The 23,152-nt window shown below is 60.0% G+C and carries 27 protein-coding genes and 1 pseudogene; 20 read left to right on the top strand and 8 right to left on the bottom strand.

Annotated features, from left to right (window positions below; translation table 11 throughout):
* The first annotated feature begins 3 nt into the window (after positions 1 to 3).
* Positions 4 to 1,017 carry a benzoate 1,2-dioxygenase electron transfer component BenC gene (benC, locus tag ACVWYU_RS22445; protein ID WP_457373691.1) on the top strand — a complete coding sequence of 338 codons (1,014 nt, stop codon included), beginning with the start codon at positions 4 to 6 and terminating at the stop codon, positions 1,015 to 1,017.
* Between the two features lie 184 nt (positions 1,018 to 1,201).
* On the top strand, positions 1,202 to 1,975 hold the full coding sequence (locus tag ACVWYU_RS22440; protein ID WP_457373690.1) for a 1,6-dihydroxycyclohexa-2,4-diene-1-carboxylate dehydrogenase: 774 nt from the start codon (positions 1,202 to 1,204) through the stop codon (positions 1,973 to 1,975).
* A gap of 11 nt (positions 1,976 to 1,986) precedes the next feature.
* On the opposite strand, the gene ACVWYU_RS22435 is transcribed toward ACVWYU_RS22440, so the two are convergent.
* Positions 1,987 to 2,349 carry an NUDIX hydrolase gene (locus ACVWYU_RS22435; RefSeq protein ID WP_247254990.1) on the bottom strand — a complete coding sequence of 121 codons (363 nt, stop codon included), beginning with the start codon at positions 2,347 to 2,349 and terminating at the stop codon, positions 1,987 to 1,989.
* A 218-nt stretch (positions 2,350 to 2,567) separates the two neighbouring features.
* Here ACVWYU_RS22435 and ACVWYU_RS22430 point away from each other — a divergent pair, with 218 nt between their 5' ends.
* Positions 2,568 to 2,759, top strand: coding sequence for a DUF2188 domain-containing protein (locus ACVWYU_RS22430; RefSeq protein WP_457373689.1), 192 nt, complete (start codon positions 2,568 to 2,570; stop codon positions 2,757 to 2,759).
* Between the two features lie 266 nt (positions 2,760 to 3,025).
* Here the strand turns inward: ACVWYU_RS22430 and ACVWYU_RS22425 are convergent, their stop codons facing one another.
* A complete protein-coding gene (locus ACVWYU_RS22425) occupies positions 3,026 to 3,403 on the bottom strand; it encodes a hypothetical protein (RefSeq protein WP_090324700.1) in 378 nt (125 codons plus the stop codon).
* Between the two features lie 199 nt (positions 3,404 to 3,602).
* Here ACVWYU_RS22425 and ACVWYU_RS22420 point away from each other — a divergent pair, with 199 nt between their 5' ends.
* The 3 genes from ACVWYU_RS22420 to def all read left to right on the top strand — a co-directional run bounded on the left by ACVWYU_RS22420 (position 3,603) and on the right by def (position 5,470).
* Entirely contained in the window at positions 3,603 to 3,794 is a 192-nt protein-coding gene (locus ACVWYU_RS22420) for a CsbD family protein (protein ID WP_090324694.1), read from the top strand.
* 177 nt (positions 3,795 to 3,971) lie between these two features.
* Positions 3,972 to 4,928, top strand: coding sequence for a YihY/virulence factor BrkB family protein (locus ACVWYU_RS22415; protein WP_247257787.1), 957 nt, complete (start codon positions 3,972 to 3,974; stop codon positions 4,926 to 4,928).
* A gap of 2 nt (positions 4,929 to 4,930) precedes the next feature.
* Positions 4,931 to 5,470: a peptide deformylase gene (def, locus tag ACVWYU_RS22410; protein WP_390957114.1), complete on the top strand. Its 540-nt coding sequence runs from the start codon at positions 4,931 to 4,933 to the stop codon at positions 5,468 to 5,470.
* A gap of 138 nt (positions 5,471 to 5,608) precedes the next feature.
* On the opposite strand, the gene ACVWYU_RS22405 is transcribed toward def, so the two are convergent.
* Positions 5,609 to 6,037, bottom strand: coding sequence for a GNAT family N-acetyltransferase (locus tag ACVWYU_RS22405; RefSeq protein WP_457373688.1), 429 nt, complete (start codon positions 6,035 to 6,037; stop codon positions 5,609 to 5,611).
* A 331-nt stretch (positions 6,038 to 6,368) separates the two neighbouring features.
* Between ACVWYU_RS22405 and ACVWYU_RS22400 the strand changes: the two genes are divergently transcribed.
* From ACVWYU_RS22400 to ACVWYU_RS22375, 6 genes and pseudogenes are all read left to right on the top strand, one after another.
* Positions 6,369 to 7,310 carry a fatty acid desaturase gene (locus tag ACVWYU_RS22400; RefSeq protein ID WP_247257784.1) on the top strand — a complete coding sequence of 314 codons (942 nt, stop codon included), beginning with the start codon at positions 6,369 to 6,371 and terminating at the stop codon, positions 7,308 to 7,310.
* A gap of 44 nt (positions 7,311 to 7,354) precedes the next feature.
* Positions 7,355 to 8,146, top strand: a complete 792-nt coding sequence (locus ACVWYU_RS22395; RefSeq protein ID WP_457373687.1) for a phosphate/phosphite/phosphonate ABC transporter substrate-binding protein — start codon at positions 7,355 to 7,357, stop codon at positions 8,144 to 8,146.
* Positions 8,147 to 8,364: 218 nt separating this feature from the next.
* On the top strand, positions 8,365 to 8,913 hold the full coding sequence (locus tag ACVWYU_RS22390) for a sigma-70 family RNA polymerase sigma factor (protein ID WP_248916779.1): 549 nt from the start codon (positions 8,365 to 8,367) through the stop codon (positions 8,911 to 8,913).
* Positions 8,910 to 9,923 carry an ABC transporter substrate-binding protein gene (locus ACVWYU_RS22385; protein ID WP_457373686.1) on the top strand — a complete coding sequence of 338 codons (1,014 nt, stop codon included), beginning with the start codon at positions 8,910 to 8,912 and terminating at the stop codon, positions 9,921 to 9,923. Before ACVWYU_RS22390 ends, ACVWYU_RS22385 begins: the two co-directional genes overlap by 4 nt.
* Before the next feature lie 521 nt (positions 9,924 to 10,444).
* Positions 10,445 to 11,221, top strand: a pseudogene (locus ACVWYU_RS22380) (PAS domain-containing protein); the annotation flags it as partial.
* The gene (locus ACVWYU_RS22375; RefSeq protein WP_425415229.1) at positions 11,195 to 11,764 is read left to right on the top strand and encodes a methyl-accepting chemotaxis protein; all 570 of its coding nucleotides are present in this window, start codon (positions 11,195 to 11,197) and stop codon (positions 11,762 to 11,764) included. The pseudogene ACVWYU_RS22380 and the gene ACVWYU_RS22375, both read left to right, overlap by 27 nt.
* 53 nt (positions 11,765 to 11,817) lie before the next feature.
* Here ACVWYU_RS22375 and ACVWYU_RS22370 read toward each other — a convergent pair whose 3' ends face one another.
* From ACVWYU_RS22370 to gntR, 3 genes are all read right to left on the bottom strand, one after another.
* Positions 11,818 to 12,390, bottom strand: a complete 573-nt coding sequence (locus ACVWYU_RS22370; protein WP_457373685.1) for a hypothetical protein — start codon at positions 12,388 to 12,390, stop codon at positions 11,818 to 11,820.
* 177 nt (positions 12,391 to 12,567) lie between these two features.
* Positions 12,568 to 13,206: a glutathione S-transferase family protein gene (locus ACVWYU_RS22365; RefSeq protein ID WP_090324678.1), complete on the bottom strand. Its 639-nt coding sequence runs from the start codon at positions 13,204 to 13,206 to the stop codon at positions 12,568 to 12,570.
* Between the two features lie 109 nt (positions 13,207 to 13,315).
* On the bottom strand, positions 13,316 to 14,347 hold the full coding sequence (gntR, locus tag ACVWYU_RS22360) for an HTH-type transcriptional regulator GntR (protein WP_457373684.1): 1,032 nt from the start codon (positions 14,345 to 14,347) through the stop codon (positions 13,316 to 13,318).
* A 215-nt stretch (positions 14,348 to 14,562) separates the two neighbouring features.
* Here gntR and ACVWYU_RS22355 point away from each other — a divergent pair, with 215 nt between their 5' ends.
* Both ACVWYU_RS22355 and ACVWYU_RS22350 read left to right on the top strand, forming a co-directional pair.
* On the top strand, positions 14,563 to 15,096 hold the full coding sequence (locus tag ACVWYU_RS22355) for a gluconokinase (RefSeq protein WP_090324675.1): 534 nt from the start codon (positions 14,563 to 14,565) through the stop codon (positions 15,094 to 15,096).
* Positions 15,097 to 15,177: 81 nt separating this feature from the next.
* Positions 15,178 to 16,530 (top strand): GntP family permease, encoded by a 1,353-nt coding sequence (locus ACVWYU_RS22350; protein ID WP_457373683.1) that lies wholly within the window; start codon positions 15,178 to 15,180, stop codon positions 16,528 to 16,530.
* 148 nt (positions 16,531 to 16,678) lie between these two features.
* On the opposite strand, the gene alaC is transcribed toward ACVWYU_RS22350, so the two are convergent.
* Positions 16,679 to 17,896, bottom strand: a complete 1,218-nt coding sequence (gene alaC / locus ACVWYU_RS22345) for an alanine transaminase (RefSeq protein ID WP_047532424.1) — start codon at positions 17,894 to 17,896, stop codon at positions 16,679 to 16,681.
* Positions 17,897 to 18,034: 138 nt separating this feature from the next.
* Between alaC and ACVWYU_RS22340 the strand changes: the two genes are divergently transcribed.
* The 3 genes from ACVWYU_RS22340 to ACVWYU_RS22330 all read left to right on the top strand — a co-directional run bounded on the left by ACVWYU_RS22340 (position 18,035) and on the right by ACVWYU_RS22330 (position 19,836).
* The gene (locus tag ACVWYU_RS22340) at positions 18,035 to 18,697 is read left to right on the top strand and encodes a LysE family translocator (RefSeq protein ID WP_128605608.1); all 663 of its coding nucleotides are present in this window, start codon (positions 18,035 to 18,037) and stop codon (positions 18,695 to 18,697) included.
* Between the two features lie 66 nt (positions 18,698 to 18,763).
* A complete protein-coding gene (locus ACVWYU_RS22335) occupies positions 18,764 to 19,249 on the top strand; it encodes a GyrI-like domain-containing protein (RefSeq protein WP_247257775.1) in 486 nt (161 codons plus the stop codon).
* 98 nt (positions 19,250 to 19,347) lie between these two features.
* Positions 19,348 to 19,836, top strand: coding sequence for a GNAT family N-acetyltransferase (locus tag ACVWYU_RS22330; protein WP_457373682.1), 489 nt, complete (start codon positions 19,348 to 19,350; stop codon positions 19,834 to 19,836).
* Positions 19,837 to 19,867: 31 nt separating this feature from the next.
* Here ACVWYU_RS22330 and ACVWYU_RS22325 read toward each other — a convergent pair whose 3' ends face one another.
* Positions 19,868 to 20,353, bottom strand: coding sequence for a GNAT family N-acetyltransferase (locus ACVWYU_RS22325; protein WP_090324668.1), 486 nt, complete (start codon positions 20,351 to 20,353; stop codon positions 19,868 to 19,870).
* Positions 20,354 to 20,494: 141 nt separating this feature from the next.
* Between ACVWYU_RS22325 and ACVWYU_RS22320 the strand changes: the two genes are divergently transcribed.
* The 3 genes from ACVWYU_RS22320 (at position 20,495) to ACVWYU_RS22310 (ending at position 22,577) form a co-directional block, all read left to right on the top strand.
* A complete protein-coding gene (locus tag ACVWYU_RS22320; protein WP_090324666.1) occupies positions 20,495 to 20,920 on the top strand; it encodes a YybH family protein in 426 nt (141 codons plus the stop codon).
* Positions 20,921 to 20,998: 78 nt separating this feature from the next.
* On the top strand, positions 20,999 to 21,343 hold the full coding sequence (locus ACVWYU_RS22315; RefSeq protein WP_247257772.1) for a YciI family protein: 345 nt from the start codon (positions 20,999 to 21,001) through the stop codon (positions 21,341 to 21,343).
* A 1-nt stretch (position 21,344) separates the two neighbouring features.
* Positions 21,345 to 22,577, top strand: a complete 1,233-nt coding sequence (locus ACVWYU_RS22310) for an RNA polymerase sigma factor (protein WP_457373681.1) — start codon at positions 21,345 to 21,347, stop codon at positions 22,575 to 22,577.
* Positions 22,578 to 23,152 lie beyond the last annotated feature (575 nt).

The raw sequence follows: 23,152 nt of genomic DNA, 5'->3' as shown, positions 1-23,152 counted from the left end.
GTCATGACCCATTCCATTGCGTTCAACTTCGAAGACGGCGTCACCCGGTTCATCGACGCCAATGCCGGCGAAACCGTGGCCGATGCCGCGTACCGTCAGGGTATCAACATTCCGCTGGACTGCCGTGACGGTGCCTGCGGCACCTGCAAGTGCTTTGCCGAGGCCGGTCGCTACGACCTGGGCGAGGAGTACATCGAAGACGCCCTCAGCGCCGATGAAGCCGAGCAGGGCTTTGTACTGACCTGCCAGATGCGCGCCCAGAGCGATTGCGTGGTGCGGGTGCCGGTGTCGTCGGAGGTCTGCCGCACCCAGCAAGCCAGCTATGACGCCACCATCAGCGCTGTGCGCCAGTTGTCCGACAGCACCATCGCGCTGTCGATCAAGGGCGAGGCTTTGAACAAACTGGCGTTCCTGCCGGGGCAATACGTGAACCTGGGGATTCCTGGCAGCGGGCAGACCCGCGCCTACTCGTTCAGCTCGTTGCAGCGCGACGGCGAAGTCAGTTTCCTGATTCGCAACGTGCCCGGCGGCTTGATGAGCAGCTTCCTCACCGGCATGGCCAAGGCTGGTGACAGCATGAGCCTGGCCGGTCCCCTGGGCAGTTTTTACCTGCGCGACATCCGTCGGCCGTTGTTGTTGCTGGCCGGCGGCACCGGCCTGGCGCCGTTCACCGCGATGCTGGAGAAAATCGCCGAGCAGGGCAGTGAACATCCGCTGCATTTGATCTACGGCGTGACCCACGATTTTGATCTGGTGGAACTCGATCGCCTGGAAGCCTTTGCCGCGCGTATCCCGAACTTCAGCTACAGCGCCTGTGTGGCCAGTCCTGACAGCCGGCACCCGCTCAAGGGCTACGTGACCCAGCACATCGAACCGAAGCATTTGAACGATGGTGACGTCGACGTCTATCTGTGCGGCCCGCCGCCGATGGTGGAAGCGGTCAGCAAGTACATCGGCGAGCAGGGCATCAAGCCGGCGAACTTCTACTACGAAAAATTCGCCGCCAGCGCGGCCTGAGTTGCGCGCACATCCCGAGCACGACACTGAACCACTGTGGGAGCGAGCCTGCTCGCGATGAGGGCAGAACATTCGACATCGATGTCGCCTTGTGAGCCGGCTATCGCGAGCAGGCTCGCTCCCACAGGTCTGTGTTTTGTCCGGTACTTCTTCATTGACCTGCATCCTTAGTCATGGGGTACACATGAACAGATTTCACGATAAAGTCGCGCTGATCACCGGCGCGGCCCAGGGCATCGGGCGCCGGGTGGCCGAACGCATGGCCGCCGAAGGCGCGAAGCTGATCCTGGTCGATCGCTCCGACCTGGTGTTCGAGGTGCAGAAGGCGTTGGCGCCGACCTGTCAGGTCCTGGCCCTGACGGCCGACCTTGAGCAATACGATGAGTGCAATCGGGTGATGCACACCGCCGTCGAACGCTTTGATCGGCTCGACGTGCTGATCAACAACGTGGGCGGCACGATCTGGGCCAAGCCGTTCGAGCACTACGAGGTCTCGCAGATCGAAGCCGAAGTCCGCCGTTCACTGTTTCCGACGCTGTGGTGCTGCCATGCCGCCTTGCCGTTCATGCTGGAGCAGGGCAGTGGGGCGATCGTCAACGTCTCGTCCATCGCCACCCGCAGTGTCAACCGCGTGCCCTATGGCGCAGCAAAGGGTGGCGTGAATGCCCTGACCGCTTGCCTGGCATTCGAAACCGCCGGGCGCGGCGTGCGGGTCAATGCCACCGCGCCGGGCGGCACCGAAGCGCCGCCGCGAGTCATCCCGCGCAACAGCGCCGAGCAGAGCGCGCAGGAGAAAATCTGGTACCAGCAGATCGTCGATCAAACCCTCGACAGCAGTTTGATGAAGCGCTACGGCACGCTGGATGAGCAGGCCGGGGCTATTCTGTTTCTGGCCAGCGACGAAGCCTCCTATATCACCGGCATGGTCATGCCGGTGGGCGGTGGCGATCAGGGCTGACGCACCGGCAATTACAGGCGACGCTGAAACGCTCTGATAATGCGCAGCGTCGCGTCGCTGGTGCTCAGGTTTTGTACGGTATCCAGCGGGAACCAGATGAAGTCGACAATTTCATTTTGCGCCCGGACCTCATGCAGATTCACCACGGATGCTTCGTAGACGTGGTGCCGGGTGTCGCCGGATTCCAGTTCCATCAGGTACAGCATCTCGTCGGCATAAAGGCCGGTTTCTTCCTGCAGTTCGCGTATGGCGGCATCGGCCCTGGTTTCGCCGGGCTCGACTTTCCCACCGGGCAGCGCCCAGCGACACCTGAGCTTGCGCACCAGGAGGATGTGCCGGTCCTGCTCGCAAATGACGGTTGCGCGTACTTTCATGTGCTGTCTGATCGCTTTATGTCATTGAACTGTAACAAAAATGCAATATTTGCGCCGCATACCGTTTTACCGGTGGTTGGGTAGTTCGATGTGAGAAATACGTGAAAGTGCCATTGAAGGGGGGTGTGGCGATACGACGTCTGGTCGGCATTCGGATAAAAGGTGGGTGTAAGGTAGGCACGTCAACCCTGGATATCACTGCCGAAAAGGAGACGACCATGAGCGTTCCGATGTTGAACAAAATGCACATGAACGGCTACGACGTACTGAGCGTGAACAACGGCCCCTGGCGGGTATGCACCAAAGGCGATCGACTGGCCTCCTTTGGCAGCCGTGAAGAAGCACTGGCCTTTGCAGCGTCGCTTCCAGGTTACAAGGCGCGGTCGAACAGGCAGGCGCGTAGTCAGTAACGTTAAAGCCCCGGCATGCCGGCAATACTGTTCAGTTAAGGACGAACACTGTACCTGTGGCGAGGGAGCTTGCTCCCGCTGGACTGCGCAGCAGTCCCATTTTTTGGGCCGCTGCGCGCCCCAGCGGGAGCGAGCTCCCTCGCCACAGGTTACTGATTGCTCGCTCTATCTCTTAAATGAACAGCATTACGCCGAAGCGGGGCTTTTTGTTGCGCAATGCTTTGACTGAACGGCTTTTGTGGCGAGGGAGCTCACAAGAGATCGAGTTATTGGCGGAACGGCGCGAAATTGACGTTGGTGCCCGCCGGGCGCATGTCCTGCAGGTACGAGTCCTTGTCGGCGCTCAGTTCCAGGCTCAATGCGGCTTTGCGCTTGCCCTGGTTGCGCACCACCAGGCCTTCGAGTTTCTCGCGCAGGAATACCGTTGGCACTTTCAGGTGCAACAGCTCGTCGGTTTCCGGGGTGTGCATCAGCAGGTGAATCCACTCGTACTGACCAATGGCCAGACGCGCGACCGGAATATCGAACCACCAAATGTTGCGGTTGCGGTTCAATTCAGTGAAATGGCAGTTGTTGACGCCAAGCACAGCACCGCCGAGTTCCTGGTTTCTGCGGGCAATGGCCTGCTTTTTATCGAGTTTCATAACATTCCTACGGGATTGGATCTTCAGCGCCATGGCCTGAATACGTTGCGCATTCTCGGGGGTTGCCGGGCAAACATAAAGCCCAACCTGCGTTGAACGATGAAATGGCGAGGTGAAAATAAATGAAACTCCGTGCAAACGCCTCCGGTCAACCTTGTGTAACGACCTTTTTCATCGAGATGTTCACAGGAGAAACACCATGAGCAGCACTGGCGATAAAGTTAAAGGCATGGCCAACGAAGCAGCCGGTAACGTCAAGCAAGGCGTGGGCAAAGTCACCGGTAACGACAAAATGCGCGCCGAAGGCGTGATGCAGGAAAAGAAAGGCGAAGCCCAACAAGCCGTTGGTAAAGCCAAGGATGCCCTGAAGAAAGGCATCGATAAGGCGTAACTCAGCCTTTAATAAAGGCAAGAAACGGCCATCCGCGGATGGCCGTTTTTGTGTCAGCCTGAACTTGAACCCTGAAATTGTTTCAAAGTCGCCAGCTAGAGTATTTTGATGTAGAAAACGGCCCTTGAGTCGCCACGACTTGACCCACCATTTTGTTTGCGGCGAATGGAGACGCTAATGATTTTCCCGGACATGAAAGGTCTGCCCTTGCATCGTGTGATGGTGCGCACGGTCACCGAGTTCATCGACGACGAGATGTCGACCTATGCCTCGGCGCTGGCCTATCAAATGCTGTTTTCGCTGTTTCCGTTCATTCTGTTCCTGATCGCCCTGATCGGTTTCCTGCACTTGCCGGACTTCTTCTCCTGGCTGCGCCTTCAATCTGAACTGGTACTGCCGCCCCAGGCCCTGGAGCAGGTGAATCCGGTGATCGACCAGCTCCAGCAGTCCAAGGGTGGGCTGCTTTCAGTGGGTATCGTGATCGCCCTGTGGACGGCCTCGGCTGGCGTGCGGCTGATGATGAGCGCGATGAACGCCGCCTACGATGTGGTCGAAGGCCGGCCGGCGTGGAAGCGTTTTCCGCTGTCGATCATCTACACCGTCGGCGTCGCCGGCATGCTGTTGATTGCCGCCGCATTGATGGTGCTGGGGCCACAAGTGATGAGCTGGATCGCGTCGCAAGTCGGCCTCGAATACTTCATCGTCACGCTGTGGACCATCGCGCGCTGGCCGGTGATCGTGATTCTTTTGATGGTGGCCGTGGCACTGATCTACTACGTGATGCCCGACGTCAAACAGGAGTTCCGCTTCATTACACCGGGCTCGGTATTGGCGGTGGTGGTGTGGATCATCGCGTCCCTGGGCTTCGGTTTCTACGTCAAGGAGTTCGCCAACTACAACGCCATGTATGGCAGTATCGGCGCGATCATCGTGCTGTTGCTGTACTTCTATATTTCTTCCGCGGTGCTGCTGCTCGGTGCCGAGATGAATGCGGTGATCGAGCACATGTCCAAGGAAGGCAAGGACCCGGGTGAAAAAGTCCCCGGCGAGCACGGCCCGAGCATCGAACCCAAACACCATGTGTCGGGACTGGGCCGGGATCACTCGCTCAAACCGACCACTGACGAAGCCTGACCATGATCCGTGAAATTCTGAAAATGGGCGATGAGCGCCTGCTGCGCATTGCCCCGCCGGTGCCGGCCGAGATGTTCGACAGCCCGGAACTGTGGCAATTGATCGACGACATGTTCCAGACCATGGAAAGCGTGGGCGGTGTCGGCCTGGCTGCGCCGCAGATCGGTGTCGATCTGCAACTGGTAATCTTCGGCTTCGAGCACAGCGAGCGGTATCCGGATGCCGAAGCGGTGCCGCAGACGATCCTGATCAATCCGTTGATCACCCCGCTGAGTCCGACCCTGGAAGAGGGCTTCGAAGGTTGCCTGTCGGTGCCCGGTTTGCGCGGCGCCGTGGATCGTTATCAACACATTCGCTACGAGGGCTTCGATCCCAAGGGCGAGCCCATCGTGCGCATCGCCACCGGGTTCCATGCGCGAGTGGTGCAGCATGAGTGCGACCACCTGATCGGCCGGTTGTACCCGTCGCGCATCCACGATTTCAGCAAGTTCGGGTTTACCGAGGTGATGTTTCCGGACCTTGATCCGAACGCCGACGATTAACGACGCAAAACCCTGCAGGCGCTGGCCTGTCAGCAAAAGCGACGGAGCCATCACCGCCTGGCGCCGACAATCGGGCATCAGGCGGGTGTCACTTTGCAGGTTTTACAAACCGTAGCGTCATGCGCTTCGACTTATCGATCACCCTGTGGTCCTGACCAATGGTTCCAGGCCCATGGCGATCATCGGTTTGCTGCGGGCATAACGGCTCAGGCGCTCGGCCATGGCATAGGGCATCTGTGGATCGAAGACAAAGCCGCGACGCTCATAAAAACCGCGCAAGTCCGGGTGGCAGAACAGCCAGACGGGGTTTTCGGCGTCCTTCACCGCGGCGGCGATCAACGCAGCGGCGATGCCTTGCCCGCGACAGGCCGGATCGACAAACAACCCCGTCAGCCAATGCCCGCCGGACACCGGACGCAAGCACAACGCCCCGACGATTTCGTCGCGCCGGGCGACCCACAATTGCGCGTCGCGGACCGCTTTCATCGAGGATTGGTGGGCGCGATAAAACTTGTTCATCAACGGCCATAACAGCTCATCGAGCCGGGTGTATTGAGTGTTGGGCATAGGACCGGACTGTCGGTGTGCAAAGCGGGCGATTATAAAAGAACGGGACCCCAAGGATAGGTGTATACCTGATCTCACATCCCGTGTGAGTGGAGTACGCATCATGTCCAAAGGTATGGATTCAAAGAAAGCAGCGAAGAAAAAACCGGCAAAAACCGCCATTGAGAAGCGTGCGGAGAAGAAGGCCAAGAAGGTCGATATTTTCGGTCATTGATCCCGTGATCAGGGAGCCCGGTCCTCGGGCTCCCGCCGTTCGTCCAGTGTAAAAAAATCTGCAAGAAAACCCGGCGTCGTTGCACAGAAGGGAATTGATCCCGATCCGAGCAACGCCATGCCCCATTACTTCGATGCTGCCCACCAAGAAGAAATCGAGACCCTGCGCCAACGCCTGACGGCTCGCACCGAGTGGCCGACCTGGCTGTTGCTGATCGGCGTTTATGGCGCCTGGTTCGGCATTGTCCTGGCCAGCCCGCAGTTGGGCCTGTGGTGGAGCACGTTGTTGCTGATTCCCCTGGTGGTGCTGTGGCTGTCGGTGCAGCATGAATTGCTCCACGGTCATCCCACGCGCTGGCCAGCGCTGAACAAAGTCCTCGGCTACGCGCCATTCGCCGTCTGGTATCCCTACACCCTGTATCGCGACAGCCATTTGCAGCATCACCGTGATGAAGACCTGACCATCCCCGGTCGCGATCCTGAAAGCCGCTACCTGAGTGCCGAGCAATGGCAGGGCAGTTCGTTGTTCGAGCAGGGCCTGCATCGGCTGAACAAAACCGTGCTCGGCCGCTTCGTCATCGGTGCGCCACTGGCCTTGCTGGCGTTGGTCCGGGAGACGCTGCAACGGCTCAAAAGCGGCGAGCGCCAGGTCTGGCTGATGTGGCTCAGCCATACTGCGCTGACATTGCTCATGTTGCTGTTCATCGCGCGCTATAGCCTGATACCGGTGTGGCATTACCTGTTGCTGATCAGTGTGCCGGCGCTGTCGATTGCGATGATCCGCTCCTACTATGAACATCGCCCGCACGCGGCACCGCAGCAACGCACGGTACTCAACGAAGCGGCGTGGCCCTGGCGCTGGCTGTTTCTCAACCTCAACCTGCACCTGGTGCACCATGATTTGCCGGGTTTGCCCTGGTACGACCTGCCACGGGCCTATCGCGCCCGACGCGAGCAATGGCTGGCGCGCAGTGGCGGGTTTCTGGTGCAGGGGTATGGTCAGTTGTGGCGCGAGCACTGGGCGAAGGCCATCGACAGTCCACGGCATCCGTTTCACTGAGACTGCCCACTTTTAAGGGGGCGTTTGTTGCAGGGAAGATTTTGATGACTCAAGACATTGCTGAATTACTGATGTACGTCGCTCCCGAGCCCATCCGCCAGGCTAACGAACGCTGGCTGGCGCAGATCGTTGGGCGGCTGGGCGTCACGCGTCGTCATGTCGAGGATCTGCCATTGCTGGAACTCTGGCGATCCCCGCAACTGCTGTTGACCCAAACCTGCGGCTACCCGCTGATGACAGCATTGCGCGGCCAGGTGCGGGTGGTGGGGCGGCCACGCTATGAGCTGGCGGATAGCACCGACGGCCATCATTGCAGCCTGCTGGTGAGCCGGGCCATCGATACACGGCGAGCCCTGGCGGATTTTCGCGACAGCCGTGGCGTGATCAATGGCGAAGACTCCAACAGCGGCATGAATCTGCTGCGTCACCGGCTGGCGCCCTTGCAGCGCGACGGGCGGTTTTTTGCCCAGGTCGGCATCAGCGGCAGCCACCGCGAAAGCCTGCGCTGGTTGCGCGAAGACCTGGCCGACCTGGCCGCCATCGACAGCGTGACCTTCGCCTATCTGGCGCGCCACGCCGAGGAAGAAGTGGCGGGTTTGCGTGTCGTCGCTCGCAGCGCCTTCAGCCCGACCTTGCCGTACATCACCGCTGCCACGCTTAACGATGAGCAGGTCGAAGAATTTCGACGGGTGATGAATCAGACGTTGCAGAAATTGCCGGATGTAGCGGAGTTACTGGGTTTGCGAGAGGTGTTGCCTGCCAGTGAAAGCGACTATCAGGTGGTTCTCGACTATCAGATGGAAGCCGAGGCGTTAGGGTATGGGCGGCTGCGCTGAGCTTTTGGATGGGCGTCGACAGATCCATATTTTCGCGGGCGAGCCACGTCTGTGGGAACGTGGCTTGCTCGCGATGGGATTGATCAGGCGGCGATCAGTTAAATTCCATAATGGAATATAAAAATGACATTTAAGTATTATTAATGAATAAGGCTCCTTGCTAGGATCGCGGCACCGGACCACCGGACATTCAGCGACCCCTGACCTTTGGAGCCTCTATGTCCGGCGCCGACTTTTCCCATCGCAACGACGTGGGCGGATTGTTCCGCGCCCATTACCCCTGGCTTTGCACTCGATTGCGCCAGTATCTGGGGTCTGCTTCCAGTGTCGAAGACATTGCCTCCGACACCTTTGTGCAGTTGCTCGAGTCGCCCGCAGCCCTCTCCATCCGTGAGCCTCGCGCGCTGTTGACCACCATTGCGCGGCGCCTGATCTATCAGCGCTGGCGCCGTCGCGACCTGGAACGTCGCCACCTCGATCAGTTGCAACAGGTTGAACGGCTATCGGCGCCTTCGCCTGAAGAACTGGCGCAACTGACCCAGGCCTTGCATGGCCTCGAGCGCTCCTTGGCGCGTCTTCCAGGCAAGGTCCGGGCAACCTTTCTGCTGTCGCGGATCGACGGTTTGACCTACCCGCAAATTGCCGCCGAACTGGGCATTTCCCAGCGTTCGGTCAGCACCTATATGACCCGCTCCCAAGCCCTGTGCGCCAAGCTCATCGCTAACCAATCCCTGAACCCGTTACTCCTGACCCAGAGGTCCGCATGAAATCGATCAAAACCCTGCTCGGCAGTTCCCTGCTGGCCCTGAGCCTGATGGCCAGCCAGGCACCGGCGGCGCAAAACCCCGCGCCCATCCACTTCGGCGACATCACATGGGAAAGCGGCAGTCTGATTACCGAAATCCTGCGCCTGATCGTCGAAAAGGGTTACGGCTATCCGACTGACACCTTGCCGGGCAGCACCGTCAGCCTTGAGGCGGCGCTGGCCAAAAATGACATTCAAGTGATCGGCGAAGAATGGGCCGGGCGCAGTCCGGCGTGGGTCAAAGCCGCGGCGGAGGGCAAAGTGTTTGGCCTGGGCGACACGGTCAAGGGGGCCACCGAAGGCTGGTGGGTGCCGGAATATGTGATCAAGGGCGATCCACAGCGCGGCATCAAACCCCTGGCACCGGATCTGAAATCCGTGGCCGACCTGGCGCGTTACAAGGACGTGTTCCGCGATCCCGAAGACCCGAGCCGTGGGCGCTTCCTCAACAGCCCCACCGGCTGGACCTCGGAGATCGTCAACAGTCAGAAACTCAAGGCCTATGACCTGACGGCCAGCTACGTCAACTTCCGTACCGGCTCTGGCGCGGCGCTGGATGCCGAAGTGGCTTCGACGATTCGTCGGGGTAAACCGGTGCTGTTCTATTACTGGTCACCGACGCCGCTACTGGGGCGTTTCAAACTGGTCAAACTCGACGAGCCGGCCTTCGATGCCGACGCCTGGAAAACCCTGGCCGATGCCAGCAACCTGCACCCCAAAGGCACCCGCTCGATGCCGGCCAGCCTCGCCATTGGCGTGTCGGCACCGTTCAAGGCGCAGTACCCGGACCTGGTGGCGTTCTTCGAGAAAGTCGACCTGCCGATTGATCTGCTGAACCAGACCCTGGGCCAGATGAGTGAAAAACGACAAAAGCCGCGAGAAGTCGCCGAAGGTTTTTTGCGTGATCAACCGCAGGTCTGGAAGGGCTGGGTGCCGGGTGAAGTGGCCAGCAAGGTGAGCGCGAGTTTGTAGTTATTGGTCTGAAGACTTCGCGGGCCTGCCCGCGAAGCGATCAGCAGCCTTATCCCTCCCATGGCGCGGTCAGCGCCGGTCGTGTCAGTCCATCGACGACACGCATTGTCAGCCCTTTCCGCTGAACCGATTTTGTCCTCAATACTGGCCGACTAGTGGCCTTGCTTAGCCATGACGGCTGTCTATGCTCATCTGTAACTAACTATGTCGGTGGCCTTCGGGTGACCGGCGTTTAACCCTGAGAGTGCGCATTCCAAGGCACCGAGGCGGGGCAAAATGGAGCGATCGGGTAAAGGGAGTTTGCTTTTGAGTACGTTAGGGCTGGCCCGATTCCGGGCTATCAAGAGAAGGATGTCTTGATAAGAGTGTCGTTAAAAGGACCCTCCGATTAAACATCATTTATCACCTGACAAGTCCTTCCCGTGGAGGGGCGCGTGTACCTGTTCTGTGGAACGTAGTGGTGGATGTGAAAGATCAGCAACTTTCATTAATCAAAAGACCGCGCTCAAGGTGGTACGAACATGTTCAACCTACATCACAAGGCTGACCTGCAGGAAATCGAACGTTTCAGCTGTGCGCTGGGCGAGGCCAACGCCAAGTTGGCCGCCATCAGCCGTTCGATGGCGATGATTGAATTTACCCCGGACGGCATTGTGCTCGATGCCAATGAAAACTTTTGCAGCGCCATGGGTTACAGCGTTGAAGAAGTCCGCGGCAAGCACCACCGGATATTTTGTGAAGAGGCGTTTTACCGCAGCGAAGAGTACGCCAAGTTGTGGCGCGACCTGGCCCGTGGCGAACCCGTCAGCGGCACCTTTTTGCGCTTGAACAAGGGCGGCAAGGAGATCTGGCTCGAGGCCAGCTACATGCCGGTGTACGGGCCAGACCGGCAAGTACGCAGTGTGATTAAAATCGCCACCGACATCTCCGCCAGAGTCTACGAAGAACATCAAAACGAAAGCATGCTCGCGGCGATCGGGCGTTCCATGGCGGTGATCGAGTTCACCCCCGACGGCAAGGTGATCACGGCCAACGAAAACTTCCTGAAAACCATGCACTACTCGCTCAATGAAATCGTCGGCCAGCATCACAGTATGTTTTGCCACCGCAGCGAAAGTGAATCGCCCAACTACAGAGCGTTCTGGGCCTCACTCAATCGCGGCGAATACCACTCGCACCGATTCGAACGCAAGGACAAGTTCGGCCACATGGTTTATCTGGAGGCGTCCTACAACCCGTTGTTCGACACCAAAGGCCGGCTGTACAAAGTGGTGAAGTTCGCCAGCAACATCACCGAGCAGGTCACCACCCTGCAAACGGCCGCGGAATCGGCCCACAGCACCTCGGTTCAAAACGACGCCTGCGCGCGCAAAGGGTCGGAGGTGGTGCAGCAAACGGTGCAGATCATCCAGGACATTTCCCGCGACTTGAACGAAGCGGCGGTGAGCATCGATGCCGTCAGCAAACAGTCCGACATCATCGGCACCATTGTTCAGACCATTCGCGGCATTGCCGATCAGACCAACCTGCTGGCCCTCAACGCCGCGATCGAGGCAGCCCGTGCCGGCGAGCATGGGCGCGGGTTCGCGGTGGTGGCCGACGAAGTGCGCAGCCTGGCCGCACGCACCAGCCAGGCGACGGTGGAAATTGTCGAAGTGGTGCGCAAGAACCACGATTTGTCATTGAGCGCGGTGTCGAGCATGCAGTCGAGCTTGAGTCGAACCGGGCTCGGGGTAGAGCTGGCGAATGAGGCGGGGGAGGTGATTCTGGAGATTCAACAAGGGTCGCGGCATGTGGTGGATGCCATCAGCCAGTTCAATTCGACCTTGCAGTTGAATTAATTGTGATCCGATGAAAGGGGCCCCGGAAGAGGCCCCTTTTGGTTCCGGCGCCATCAAAGCGAAGCGAGGAACTTGTCGACCACCTGGCTGCTGCCTTTATCGCTGCTGCCGGTGTCTTTCTCGGTCTGCGCCAGTTTCACCTTGTCTTGCATGCGCTCGGCGATCTCTTTGCCGATCGCCAATTGTTGCGCAGGAGGCATGGCTTTCACATCGTCTTCCGTGAGTCCCATCCCTTGCAGAATATCGTCGCGCAAACGCTGTTCGGGCGATTTGCTCATGTAGTCCTTGAATTCGTCGGTGGCCGAGCCACTGCCGACCTTGTCCTGGGTGTCGGCCGGTGAGCTTGCAGTCGTCGCTTGCAGGTTCACGCGGGTCTTGGCGAAGGCTTCATCCAGGTTGTCGCTGATCGTGCTGGCCTGGCTGACCTGCTGAGTGGCGATTTGGGTGGCGGATGCCTGCACCTGCTCGCTGGCCTGCGCGGTTTGCGACTGCACATTGTTTTGCAGCGCTTGCATCATGGCGCCTTGAAGGCCGCCCTGAAGTCCGGCAGCGGCTTCGGCGTTCGGATCTTCACCGAGCCGTTTGGCGAGTGGCATGACCATGTTCGATTTTGCACTGACCAACATGATATGTAGACCTTGTGGGTAATGGCGGTGCTGTGCGTTGAGCAATTAGCATGCCTATAAGAAAAATATCTTATATATCAGCATCTTGAGTGATTTTTTCCAGGCGGGCAACGAGCGTTTTCGGTCATGCCTTGCCGCCAAACGGCAGAGTTCGACCGCAAGGGCTCACTGGCACCCTCAAGGCAGGCCATTGCAGCAATGCTTGAGAAATCCAGGGTGCTGCGCCAAACGCCTGAAATACTCGTCGATGGCCGGGAAATCGGGGCGTTCGATCGGCGTCATCAACCAGCGATTGACCGACAGCCCGACGACGATATCGGCCAAAGTGAATTTTGGCCCGGCAACATAAGCCTTGGTGCTTGCCAGCTGATGCTCGAGGATGCCCATTTTCTGATTCCAGCCACGCACGCTGACCTCCACACGATGCGGGTCCTGGAACTCCGGATCCTTGCGCACCAGCGCCATGAACGCATAGCTCCAGGACGCATTGAGTTCGATGGCCTGCCAATCCATCCACTGTTCCACCCGGGCGCGCGCGGCTGGATCGGTGGGCAGCAGTTCAGCATGGTGATGGTGGTGTTTGCCGGCCAGGTAGCGGCAGATGGTGTTGGACTCCCACAGCACCCCGTTCTCATCGATGATCACCGGTACCTGCGCATTGGGATTGAGTCGCAGAAACTCGGGGCTGTGGGTCGAGGCAAAACCGCTGCCCCAATCCTCACGCGTGTAGGACAGGTCCAGCTCCTCGCACGTCCACAAGACCTTGCGGACGTTGATCGAGGAGGCTTTACCGAGAATTTTCAGTGCATGTTCCATTTTGCGACTCCGTTAGCGAATTGACGCGCTACGGGAGACTGGCAGGGTGCGGACCGGTTGGCGACATTCGTTGTTCTGAAAAGGTTAGTTGAAATCCTATGGTCCGTCCTTACGTGCTCTCGCGCACCTTCAACTCGAACCCCATGTCCTGCACCGGTTTGGCCACGGTGTTGCCGGCCATCAGCGTCAACATTTGCTCCGCCGCACGACGACCAATCGCCTCGCGCGGGGTGTTGATGCTGCTCAGGCGCGGGACCATGTGTTCCGACATGGGCAGGTCGTTGAAGCCGAGAATCGCCACCTGCCCGGGAATCTTGATTCCGCAGCGCATGGCTTCGAGCAATGCTCCCTGGGCCAGGTCGTCGTTGCCGAAGAAAATCGCATCGACATCGGGATGACTGGCGAGCAGTTGCAGGAACAGTTCGCCGCCCAGGCCGACCGAGGAGGCGCGCGGGGTCAGGACTTCCAGGTCCGGGGCATACAAACCGGCCTTTTGCAGGGCCTTGCGGAAACCTTCGCCGCGCAGCAGCGTGCGCTGGTCGAGTTGCGCGCCGATGTAGGCCAGGCGCTTGCGCCCGCGGGACAGCAGGTGTTCGGCCGCCGTTTCGCCGGCAGCCAGTTGCGAAAAACCCACGCAATTGAGTCCGGCGGCGCTGTCGAGCTCCATCATGTAGACGCAGGGAATGTTGCTCGCTTCGATCATCCGCCGCGAACTTTCCGTGCGGTCGAAACCGGTCAGCAGCAAGCCGCGCGGCTGATAGGCCATGTAGTTGCGCAGCAAGTTTTCTTCTTCGTCGCGGGAATAGTGGAAGTTGCCGATCAGCACTTCGAAGCCCTTGGGGCGCAGCACCTGATGAATGGCTTCCAGGGTGTCGATGAATAACAGGTTGGACAGCGACGGCACCAACACCACCACCGAATGGCTCTGGGCCGAGGCCAGGGCGCGGGCAGCCGGGTTGACCACGTAGTTGAGTTCAAGCGCCGCTTTCTGGACTTTTTCCACCAGTTCAGCGGCCACGGTGCTGACGCCGCGCAGGGCGCGCGAAGCGGTAATCGGGCTGACGCCGGCCAGTCGGGCTACTTCGTTCAGGGTAGGGCGGCCAGTGGTTCGTGTGTTTTTATCGTTTTTGGTTGAGATCATCGACGGCTTGCCAAACAAAATTCAAGGCACTAAGGTAGCGCTGTCTCGATGCAGCTGCAAATGCGTGAGCGAGGGTTTGCCTGATCCTCGCTTTTTGGCGTTGGGAACGAACATGCTGCAACCCACAAAAATGACAAGAAGGCGTCGGCAACTTCTACTTTTGGTCTAGTGTCATAACTGGCAAAGGTAGCGCTGTCTGCGCGCTGAGGTGTTACATGAATCATCCCATCACCGCCCTGGTCATCATGGGCGTTGCCGGTTGCGGCAAGACGTGCGTCAGCGAGGCCCTGTGCCAGCTCAGCGGCGCCACTGCCATTGAAGGCGACACTTTTCACCCTGCCGCCAATATCGAAAAGATGAGCGCGGGCATCCCCCTGAACGATGAAGACCGTGCCGGCTGGCTCGACAGCCTGTGCGATGAGTTGCGTCGCGTGGACGCCCTCGGTCAGCGCCCGGTGCTGACGTGCTCGGCGCTCAAACACATTTACCGCGAACGCCTGCGCAGTGCCTTGCCGGGCCTGGGCTTCGTGTTTCTTGAACTGACCCCTGAAGTCGCCGCCGACCGTGTTTCCCACCGGCCGGATCACTTCATGCCGTCGACCCTGATCGACAGCCAGTTCGCCACCCTCGAATCCCCCGTCGGCGAGCCCCTGACCCTGGCCCTCGATGCATCGACCCACAGCGTCGATGAGCTGGCCGTGCAGGCGCACCACTGGTGGCTGGCCCATGGCTTGAAACGTGCCGGTTGATTTTGCTCGCAGAGATAGCGCTGTCCTTATGACTTTCGAATTACCCGCTTTAATAACAACAACAACCAGGAGACACCCCTAATGTTTGGCATGTCCCACGAGACGTTCCTGCTGCTCGATGCAGTGGTCACGGTGATCGGGCTTATCGTTCTGATCACCAAGTTCAAGTTGCACCCCTTTCTTGCCCTGATCATCGCCGCAGCCTTCCTCGGGCTGACTTCCGGCATGCCGATCGGCACCGTGATCAAGGCGTTCCAGGACGGCTTCGGTGGCGTGCTCGGTTTCGTCGGGATCATCCTCGCGCTGGGCACCATGCTCGGCAAAATGATGGCCGAGTCGGGCGGGGCGGACCAGATCGCCCAGACCCTGATCCGCGCCTTCGGCAAAGATAAAGTGCAGTGGGCCATGATGTTCGCCGCGTTCCTGGTGGGCATCCCGCTGTTCTTCGAAATCGGTTTCGTGCTGCTGATTCCGCTGGTGTTCATCGTCGCCCGTCGTACCGGTGTGTCGATCATCAAGATCGGCATCCCGTTGCTGGCCGGTCTGTCCGCCGTCCATGGCCTTGTGCCGCCGCACCCGGGTCCGCTGCTGGCGATCGGCGTTTTCGGTGCCGACATCGGCAAAACCATTCTGTACGGTCTGATCGTTGCGCTGCCGACGGCCATCATCGCCGGCCCGATCTACGGCACCTTCATTTCCAAATACATCCCGGGCACGCCTAATCAGGAACTGGTGGATCAACTGGCTCGCGAGCCGGAAGCCGGCGATCTGCCGAGCTTCGGCATCACCCTCGTCACCGTGCTGCTGCCGGTGTTCCTGATGCTGCTCAAGACCTTTGCCGACGTGGTGCTGCCCGATGGCAACTTCTTCCGCACCTTCATGGACCTGATCGGTCACCCGATCTCGGCCTTGCTGCTGGCCTTGCTGCTGTCGCTGTATACCTTCGGCTACAAGCAGGGCATCGGTTCCAGCCAGATGATGAAATGGCTGGACGCGAGCCTGGCGCCGACCGCCGCGATCATCCTGATCATCGGTGCCGGTGGTGGCTTCAAGCAGATGCTGGTGACCAGTGGTGTGGGTGACGTGATCGGCCACATGGCGGTGAACGCGCAAATCTCGCCGATCCTGCTGGCGTGGCTGGTGGCGGCGGTGATCCGCATCGCGACCGGTTCGGCAACCGTGGCGACCATCACTGGCGCAGGCATCGTGGTGCCGGTGGTGGGGATGATTCCGGGCGTGAACCGTGAGCTGCTGGTGCTGGCCACCGGTGCCGGTTCGTTGATCCTGTCCCACGTCAACGACGCCGGTTTCTGGCTGGTGAAGCAGTACTTCAACATGACTGTGGCGGAAACCTTCAAGACCTGGACCGCGATGGAAACCATCCTGTCGGTGGTGGGCCTGGGCTTCATTCTGCTGTTGTCGTTGTTCGTTTAAAGCTAAACGCCAGACACAAAAAAACCGCAGCGATGCGGTTTTTTTGTGGGTGATTTATTTGTAGGAGCGAGCTCGCGAAGGGGTGTCAGCTGCATACACGTTAACTGACCCACCATCGCGAGCAGGCTCGCTCCTACAGGGTTTTCTGTCAGGCGCTGGATTTGGCGATCAACCCATCGGCCCGGAACATCCCGCGAATGCCGCGAACGGCCTGACGAATCCGGTCCTGGTTTTCGATCAGCGCGAAGCGCACATGATCATCCCCGTACTCACCAAAACCCACGCCTGGCGAGACACAGACTTTGGCTTCGGCCAGCAGTTTCTTGGCGAACTCCAGCGAACCCAGATGGGCATACGCCTCGGGAATCTTGGCCCAGACGTACATCGACGCTTTTGGATTCTCGACCATCCAGCCCAGCTCATGCAGGCCTTTGACCAGCACGTTACGGCGCTGGCGGTATTGCTCGGCGATGTCGAGCACGCATTGCTGGTCGCCTTCGAGCGCTGCAATCGCCGCGACTTGCAGCGGGGTGAAGGTGCCGTAGTCGTGGTAACTCTTGATCCGCGCCAGGGCGTTGACCAGTTCCGGGTTGCCGACCATGAAACCGATGCGCCAGCCCGCCATGTTGTAGCTCTTGGACAGGGTGAAAAACTCCACCGCAATGTCCTTGGCGCCCGGTACCTGCATGATCGACGGGGCTTTCCAGCCGTCGTAGACGATGTCGGCATAGGCCAGGTCATGCACCACCAGCACGTCGTACTGCTTGGCGAGGGCAATCACCCGCTCGAAGAAGTCCAGCTCCACGCACTGCGCGGTGGGGTTGGACGGGAAGCCGAGGATCATCATTTTCGGCTTCGGAATCGAGCCGCGAATCGCGCGCTCCAGTTCGGCGAAGAAATCCACGCCCGGCACCAGCGGCACCGAACGCACCTGGGCGCCGGCAATCACGGCACCGTAGATGTGAATCGGGTAGCTCGGGTTCGGCACCAGCACGGTGTCGCCCTGGTCGAGGGTCGCCAGCATCAGATGCGCCAGGCCTTCCTTGGAACCGATGGTGACAATGGCTTCGGTTTCCGGGTCGATGTCGACCTCGTAGCGATCCTTGTACCAGTTGGAAATCGCCCGGCGCAGGCGCGGAATGCCCTTGGACGTCGAGTAGCCATGGGTGTCTTCGCGCTGGGCGACGGTCACCAGTTTCTCGACGATGTGCGGCGGCGTGGCGCCATCGGGATTGCCCATGCTCAAGTCGATGATGTCTTCGCCACGACGACGGGCAGCCATCTTCAGCTCGGCGGTGATGTTGAAAACGTAAGGGGGGAGTCGATCTATGCGCGCAAAGCGGCGCGGCGAACCTTGTTCGGCCATTGTTGCCTCGGATAACGTAAGCGCCCGGAACCGTCCGAGCGACGCTGGTCACTGCGGTGACCTGTGCGGAATGTACGGTCAGCTGTGGCAGACTGTCCAGCCTCCATGTAAACAAATTTTTCCGAAGGAATTGGGACGATGGAATTCACCAGTGGCTTCTTGCTGAGCCTTTCGCTGTGCCTGGACATTGGCGTGGCCAATATCGCCATGATCACCCTGGCCATGCAGCGCGGCTATTTTCAAGGCTTTGCACTGGGCCTGGGCACCTGCGTCGGCGACCTGATCTACGCGGTGCTGGCGCTGGCCGGCATGACGGTTTTGCTGCAATACGAAACCGTGCGCTGGGTACTGTGGATCGGCGGTTCGGCGTTGCTGGTGTATTTCGCGGCGAAGATGATTTATTCGGCGATCCATCATGAAGCGCTGTTGGCCGAAACCGCCGAGGTAGGTCACAACTCGCACCGCAAGGAGTTTTTCCGCGGGATCTTCCTGGCCATGTCTTCGCCCAGCGCGATTCTCTGGTTTGCCGCGGTGGGTGGCACGTTGATCGCGCGATCAGGCGGCGGTGGCCCGCTCAGTTCGGCGCTGTTCCTCGGCGGTTTTCTTTGCGCCGGTTTGCTGTGGTCCGCCGGCCTGTGCTTTGCCGCGAGCCATGGCGGCAAGTTGCTCGGCGACAAGCTGCTGCGTTACTCCTACATGGCATCGGCGGCGATCTTCTGCTATTTCGCGGTGTACGTGATTCTTTCTGGCTACAACGAGTTCGTCGGTGCGGCCGCCGTCGAACAGTTGCACGCGCTGTAGGTGGGCGAAACGGGTTTGGCTTCTATACTCCCAGCCGAACCCCTTTTTCCTTCCTGGAGTCGAGTCATGGATGAGCAAAAAAGCGTCGAATTGCTGGAACCCCGCTTCGAACACGGACACTTCCTGCTGATTGCAGGGCTTGGCGGCCCCTTCACCCCGCAGACCACCGCAGGCATTCCCGCGCTCTGGGAAAAATTCGGTCCCCACATCGGCAACGTGCCGGGTCAAAAGGGGGAAGTCACCTACGGCGTCTGCTGCAATTTCGATGGCAAGGGTGGATTTGATTACATCGCCGGGGTTGAGATCAGCAAGCTCGATGATTTGCCCGAGCAATACCGTTGGGTAGAAATTCAGCCGCAGTATTACGCCGTGTTCGAGCACAAGGGGCCGCTGGACGCCTTGCCGCAGACCTTTCGCTACATCTGCGATACCTGGCTGCCTCAGTCCGGGCACCAAGCGGCGGACGCCCCGGAATTCGAACGCTACAGCGAAGACTTCAACCCCAGGCTCAACACCGGAAAGCTGGAAATCTGGCTGCCGATCAAGGCCTGATCAGCCGCATCGAGAGATGTATCGACGATTCGTCTCTCGATGTCACGGGGAGGCTGATTTATGATCCCGGGCTTTCCCATCGCTGATTCCGAGTTGCCATGAACACCGTCATCCGAAACGTCCTGCCCGCCGATCTGGAACGTTGCTACGCCATCGAAACCCTTGCCTACGAAGGCGACGAAGCCGCGACGCGGGAAAAAATCGCCACCCGCATCGCCACGTGGCCCGAAGGTTTCATCGTTGCCGAAGTGGACGGCGTGGTGGCCGGTTTCATCAATTCCGGTGCGGCGTTTCAGGTGGAGATGTCGGACGAAGCGTTCAAGGAACTGATCGGCCACGACCCGGCCGGGCCCCACGTGGTGATCATGTCGGTGGTGGTGCATCCGGATTATCAGGGGCAGGGCCTGGCCAAGCGTTTGATGGGCGAGTTCATCGAGCGCATGCGCGCAATGGGCAAGACCAGCATCAACCTGATGTGCAAGGAACGGCATATCCCGCTTTACGCCGGGTTCGGCTTTGCCTACGTCAAGCCATCGGCGTCGGACCATGGCGGCATGGCGTGGCATGAGATGGTGCTCGTTCTCTAAACCCGACCAGACCCCCAGATGGGTGGCGGGCCTAGAACATCAACCCCATCCGCCGCTCATAACCGATCCGTCCCTTGTACGCCTCGCCGCTGTCGACAAAACCATATTTGACATACAGGGCAATGGCCGCTGCGTTGTCCGCATCCACCGACAGCTCCAGCCCGCGAATTTCCGGCCAGGCCTGGCGGGCCGCTCCGGGCAAGTCCTGCAGGCAAGCCTTGCCATAGCCCTTGCCCTGGGCGCGCTGATCGACCTGCAAGGCATGCAGGGTGGCGCTGTGTTCGTCGGCCCAGGCGGGTAATACCGGCGGGCGCTTGAGCAGCAGGAAGGCCACGGGAATCGCGTCGGCCAACAGGGCAAATCCTTTGACGCCGGGGCCGGGCCTGGACAGCAGGGTGTGCAATGCACCGTGGATGTCACCAGAAAACCTGATTTGTTCCGGATGCACTTCGATGGCCTCGACTTGCTGGCGCTGCAGCGCATTCAGGCTTTCGTAAGGCACGAGTCGGGCTGTCACTGGAGTGTCCTTTTTCCAACGGAAATGAGCCTCGGATTCTAGCGAGTTTGCGTTCATGGATTATTTTTATTTCGGCTGTCGATCGGATGGATCGCCAGACGACTAAGGGTGTCTTCACAACAAAAACCACGGAGAACCACCATGAACGCCACACACGAAATCCAGACCCTGATCGACACTTACCGTCAGGCGGTCATCGCCAAGGACGTCGAGAAAATCATGGCCCTGTACGCCGACGACATCGTCTCCTACGACGCGGTCAAGGCGTTGCAGTTTCGCGGCAAGGCCGCCTACCGCGCACACTGGCTGGAATGCATGGAAATGTGCCAGGGCCCGCATACCTTCGACTTCGACCACACCAACATCGTGGCCGATGAGCACATCGCCTTTGCCCATTGGCTGGCGCACTGCGGCGGCACCAATGACAAGGGTGAAACCCAGGCGTGCTGGATGCGCGTGACGGCCTGCTACCGGCGTGAGGCCGGACAATGGCGCATTGTCCACGAACACTGGTCGGCCCCCTTCGACATGATGAGTGGCACGGCCCTGTTCAACCTGGAGCCCTGAACGTCGGGCTGTTGATCGGCAATCCGCGCCAATCGGCCAGTTCAAGGCCATAGTTGATCTTCGATCCTGGAGAAGCTCATGAAATATTTATGCCTGGTCTACAGCGACGAGCACCTGCTGCATTCGTTGCCGGACAGCCCGAAGGACGCGGAGTGTATGGCGTACGCCGAGTCGGTCCAGGGCAGTGGCCGGATGGTCGCCGCCGAGGCGCTGGAGTCGGTGCAGACCGCCACCACCGTGCGCATGCGCAACGGCAAGTTGTCGATCACCGACGGCCCGTTCGCCGAAACCAAGGAGCAATTGGCCGGCTTCTACCTCATCGATGCCAAGGACCTCAACGAAGCGATTCAGGTCGCCGGTGACATCCCGGCGGCTCGGGTCGGTTGTGTCGAAGTGCGCCCCGTTCGCCAGTTGAATCCTTGAGATGACGGTGTCGGTCAAGGAGCGAGTCGAGCAGGTTTATCGTGAGGAGTCGCGACGGATTCTGGCGACACTGATCCGCTTGCTCGGCGATTTCGACCTCGCCGAAGAAGCCTTGCATGAGGCGTTTTTCATTGCGGTCGAGCGCTGGCAACGGGACGGTGTGCCGGACAATCCGCGGGCGTGGCTGGTGTCCACCGGGCGCTTCAAGGCCATCGATGTGTTGCGCCGGCGAGCGCGCTTCGCTGCGTCTCGTCCGCTGTTGATCGCTCAGTTGGAAGCGCTGGAGCAGGCCGACTGGAGTGACGAGGACGTGGAAGACGACCGCCTGCGGCTGATTTTCACCTGCTGTCACCCGGCACTGGCGGCGGACGCGCAGGTGCCGCTGACCCTGCGGGAAGTTTGCGACCTGACCACGGAAGAAATTGCCCGGGCCTTCCTCTCGGCACCGGCCACCATCGCCCAGCGCATCGTGCGGGCCAAAGCGAAAATCCGTGACGCGAAAATCCCTTATCAGGTGCCGACCCTGGCAGAACTGCCCGAACGCCTCGACAGTGTGTTGCGGGTGATTTACCTGGTGTTCAACGAAGGTTATTCGGCGTCCATCGGCGCGCAGGTGACCCGCGAAGACTTGACCCGTGAGGCCATTCGGCTCGGTCGTTTGCTCATGGAGTTGTTGCCGGAGCCGGAGGTGATGGGGCTGCTGGCGCTGATGCTGTTGCATGAGTCGCGGCGCCCGGCGCGCACCTCCTCGAGTGGCGAGTTGATCCTGCTGGATGATCAGGATCGAAGGTTGTGGGACAGTCAGATGATCGCCGAAGGCAGTGCGTTGGTGGAGCGGGCGCTGGGCACGCGGCGATTCGGTCCTTATTGCCTGCAAGCGGCGATTGCAGCGGTGCATGCCGAAGCGCCGTCGGTGGAGCAAACCGACTGGACGCAGATTGTCGGTCTCTATGACGTGTTGCTGCGCGCAGTACCTTCGCCGGTGATCGAGTTGAACCGTGCCGCGGCCTTGTCGAAGCGGGATGGGCCGTTGGCGGGGTTGGCGCTGGTCGAGGCGATTCTGGAGCGCGGTGAGCTGCTGGATTACCACTTGGCCCATTCGGCGCGGGCAGAGTTTTGCCGGCAGTTGGGGCGGGTGGAGCAGGCTCGGCAGGCGTATGAGCGGGCGCTGGAGTTGACTCGGCAGGAGCCGGAGCGGCGGTTTATCCGGGGGCGGCTCAGGGGGTTGAGTTGATGCGGGTGTATCGGCGGCCTCTGGGCCGACCGGGTTTTGGGTTGGTTGCGTACATATCCATTGCTGCGGTAATGGCGGCTGGCGGTTTCGCCCTTACGGCGAGGCACTTTTTTCAAACGCCGGAGTGCCGGCCCAGCAAAAAGTACCCAAAAAGGCTCGCCCCGGCGTCCGGCCCCTCGCTTAGACTCGGCGTCCCTTCGTTGCGGTATCCATCCGGGGACACTGCCCTCCGGTTGGCTTCGCTTCAACCTGCATGCAGCGTGTTCGACTGCGTCGAACGGCGCTGCGCGCCACTCCCCGGATGAACACCTCCACTCAGCCTCCCGAAGGGGCGGGTGGATCAAGATCAAGAGCTGCTGGCGAGCTAACGCTCGGCCTGATGAGTGGTGAGGAGCGGGGTGGCGCGCGTTGCTTTTCTGTGGGAGCGAGCCTGCTCGCGATGAATGACCGGGCAACACGGGCATTCAGACAGCCCGCGTCATCGTTGACGTCCATCGTCGGAACGCCGCCCGGAGCAGGCCCCTTGGGGCTCTGGTGCCGGTATCGTCGTTGCCGCCCGGCCTGCCGCGTTTCGA

Source organism: Pseudomonas sp. TE12234, from assembly GCF_054061835.1.
Note: the sequence above shows the minus strand (reverse complement) of the source record. Positions and strands in the feature narration are given on the sequence as shown.

Coding starts and splice junctions, on each gene's coding strand:
- alaC (WP_047532424.1), bottom strand. CDS start 17,896: ATGGCCGAACAAGGTTCGCCGCGCCGCTTTGCGCGCATAGATCGACTC.
- ACVWYU_RS22340 (WP_128605608.1), top strand. CDS start 18,035: ATGGAATTCACCAGTGGCTTCTTGCTGAGCCTTTCGCTGTGCCTGGAC.
- ACVWYU_RS22420 (WP_090324694.1), top strand. CDS start 3,603: ATGAGCAGCACTGGCGATAAAGTTAAAGGCATGGCCAACGAAGCAGCC.
- ACVWYU_RS22390 (WP_248916779.1), top strand. CDS start 8,365: ATGTCCGGCGCCGACTTTTCCCATCGCAACGACGTGGGCGGATTGTTC.
- ACVWYU_RS22425 (WP_090324700.1), bottom strand. CDS start 3,403: ATGAAACTCGATAAAAAGCAGGCCATTGCCCGCAGAAACCAGGAACTC.
- ACVWYU_RS22350 (WP_457373683.1), top strand. CDS start 15,178: ATGTTTGGCATGTCCCACGAGACGTTCCTGCTGCTCGATGCAGTGGTC.
- ACVWYU_RS22355 (WP_090324675.1), top strand. CDS start 14,563: ATGAATCATCCCATCACCGCCCTGGTCATCATGGGCGTTGCCGGTTGC.
- ACVWYU_RS22365 (WP_090324678.1), bottom strand. CDS start 13,206: ATGGAACATGCACTGAAAATTCTCGGTAAAGCCTCCTCGATCAACGTC.
- def (WP_390957114.1), top strand. CDS start 4,931: ATGATCCGTGAAATTCTGAAAATGGGCGATGAGCGCCTGCTGCGCATT.
- ACVWYU_RS22435 (WP_247254990.1), bottom strand. CDS start 2,349: ATGAAAGTACGCGCAACCGTCATTTGCGAGCAGGACCGGCACATCCTC.
- ACVWYU_RS22430 (WP_457373689.1), top strand. CDS start 2,568: ATGAGCGTTCCGATGTTGAACAAAATGCACATGAACGGCTACGACGTA.
- ACVWYU_RS22440 (WP_457373690.1), top strand. CDS start 1,202: ATGAACAGATTTCACGATAAAGTCGCGCTGATCACCGGCGCGGCCCAG.
- benC (WP_457373691.1), top strand. CDS start 4: ATGACCCATTCCATTGCGTTCAACTTCGAAGACGGCGTCACCCGGTTC.
- ACVWYU_RS22370 (WP_457373685.1), bottom strand. CDS start 12,390: ATGTTGGTCAGTGCAAAATCGAACATGGTCATGCCACTCGCCAAACGG.
- gntR (WP_457373684.1), bottom strand. CDS start 14,347: ATGATCTCAACCAAAAACGATAAAAACACACGAACCACTGGCCGCCCT.
- ACVWYU_RS22310 (WP_457373681.1), top strand. CDS start 21,345: ATGACGGTGTCGGTCAAGGAGCGAGTCGAGCAGGTTTATCGTGAGGAG.
- ACVWYU_RS22405 (WP_457373688.1), bottom strand. CDS start 6,037: ATGCCCAACACTCAATACACCCGGCTCGATGAGCTGTTATGGCCGTTG.
- ACVWYU_RS22335 (WP_247257775.1), top strand. CDS start 18,764: ATGGATGAGCAAAAAAGCGTCGAATTGCTGGAACCCCGCTTCGAACAC.
- ACVWYU_RS22415 (WP_247257787.1), top strand. CDS start 3,972: ATGATTTTCCCGGACATGAAAGGTCTGCCCTTGCATCGTGTGATGGTG.
- ACVWYU_RS22400 (WP_247257784.1), top strand. CDS start 6,369: ATGCCCCATTACTTCGATGCTGCCCACCAAGAAGAAATCGAGACCCTG.
- ACVWYU_RS22330 (WP_457373682.1), top strand. CDS start 19,348: ATGAACACCGTCATCCGAAACGTCCTGCCCGCCGATCTGGAACGTTGC.
- ACVWYU_RS22395 (WP_457373687.1), top strand. CDS start 7,355: ATGACTCAAGACATTGCTGAATTACTGATGTACGTCGCTCCCGAGCCC.
- ACVWYU_RS22315 (WP_247257772.1), top strand. CDS start 20,999: ATGAAATATTTATGCCTGGTCTACAGCGACGAGCACCTGCTGCATTCG.
- ACVWYU_RS22385 (WP_457373686.1), top strand. CDS start 8,910: ATGAAATCGATCAAAACCCTGCTCGGCAGTTCCCTGCTGGCCCTGAGC.
- ACVWYU_RS22320 (WP_090324666.1), top strand. CDS start 20,495: ATGAACGCCACACACGAAATCCAGACCCTGATCGACACTTACCGTCAG.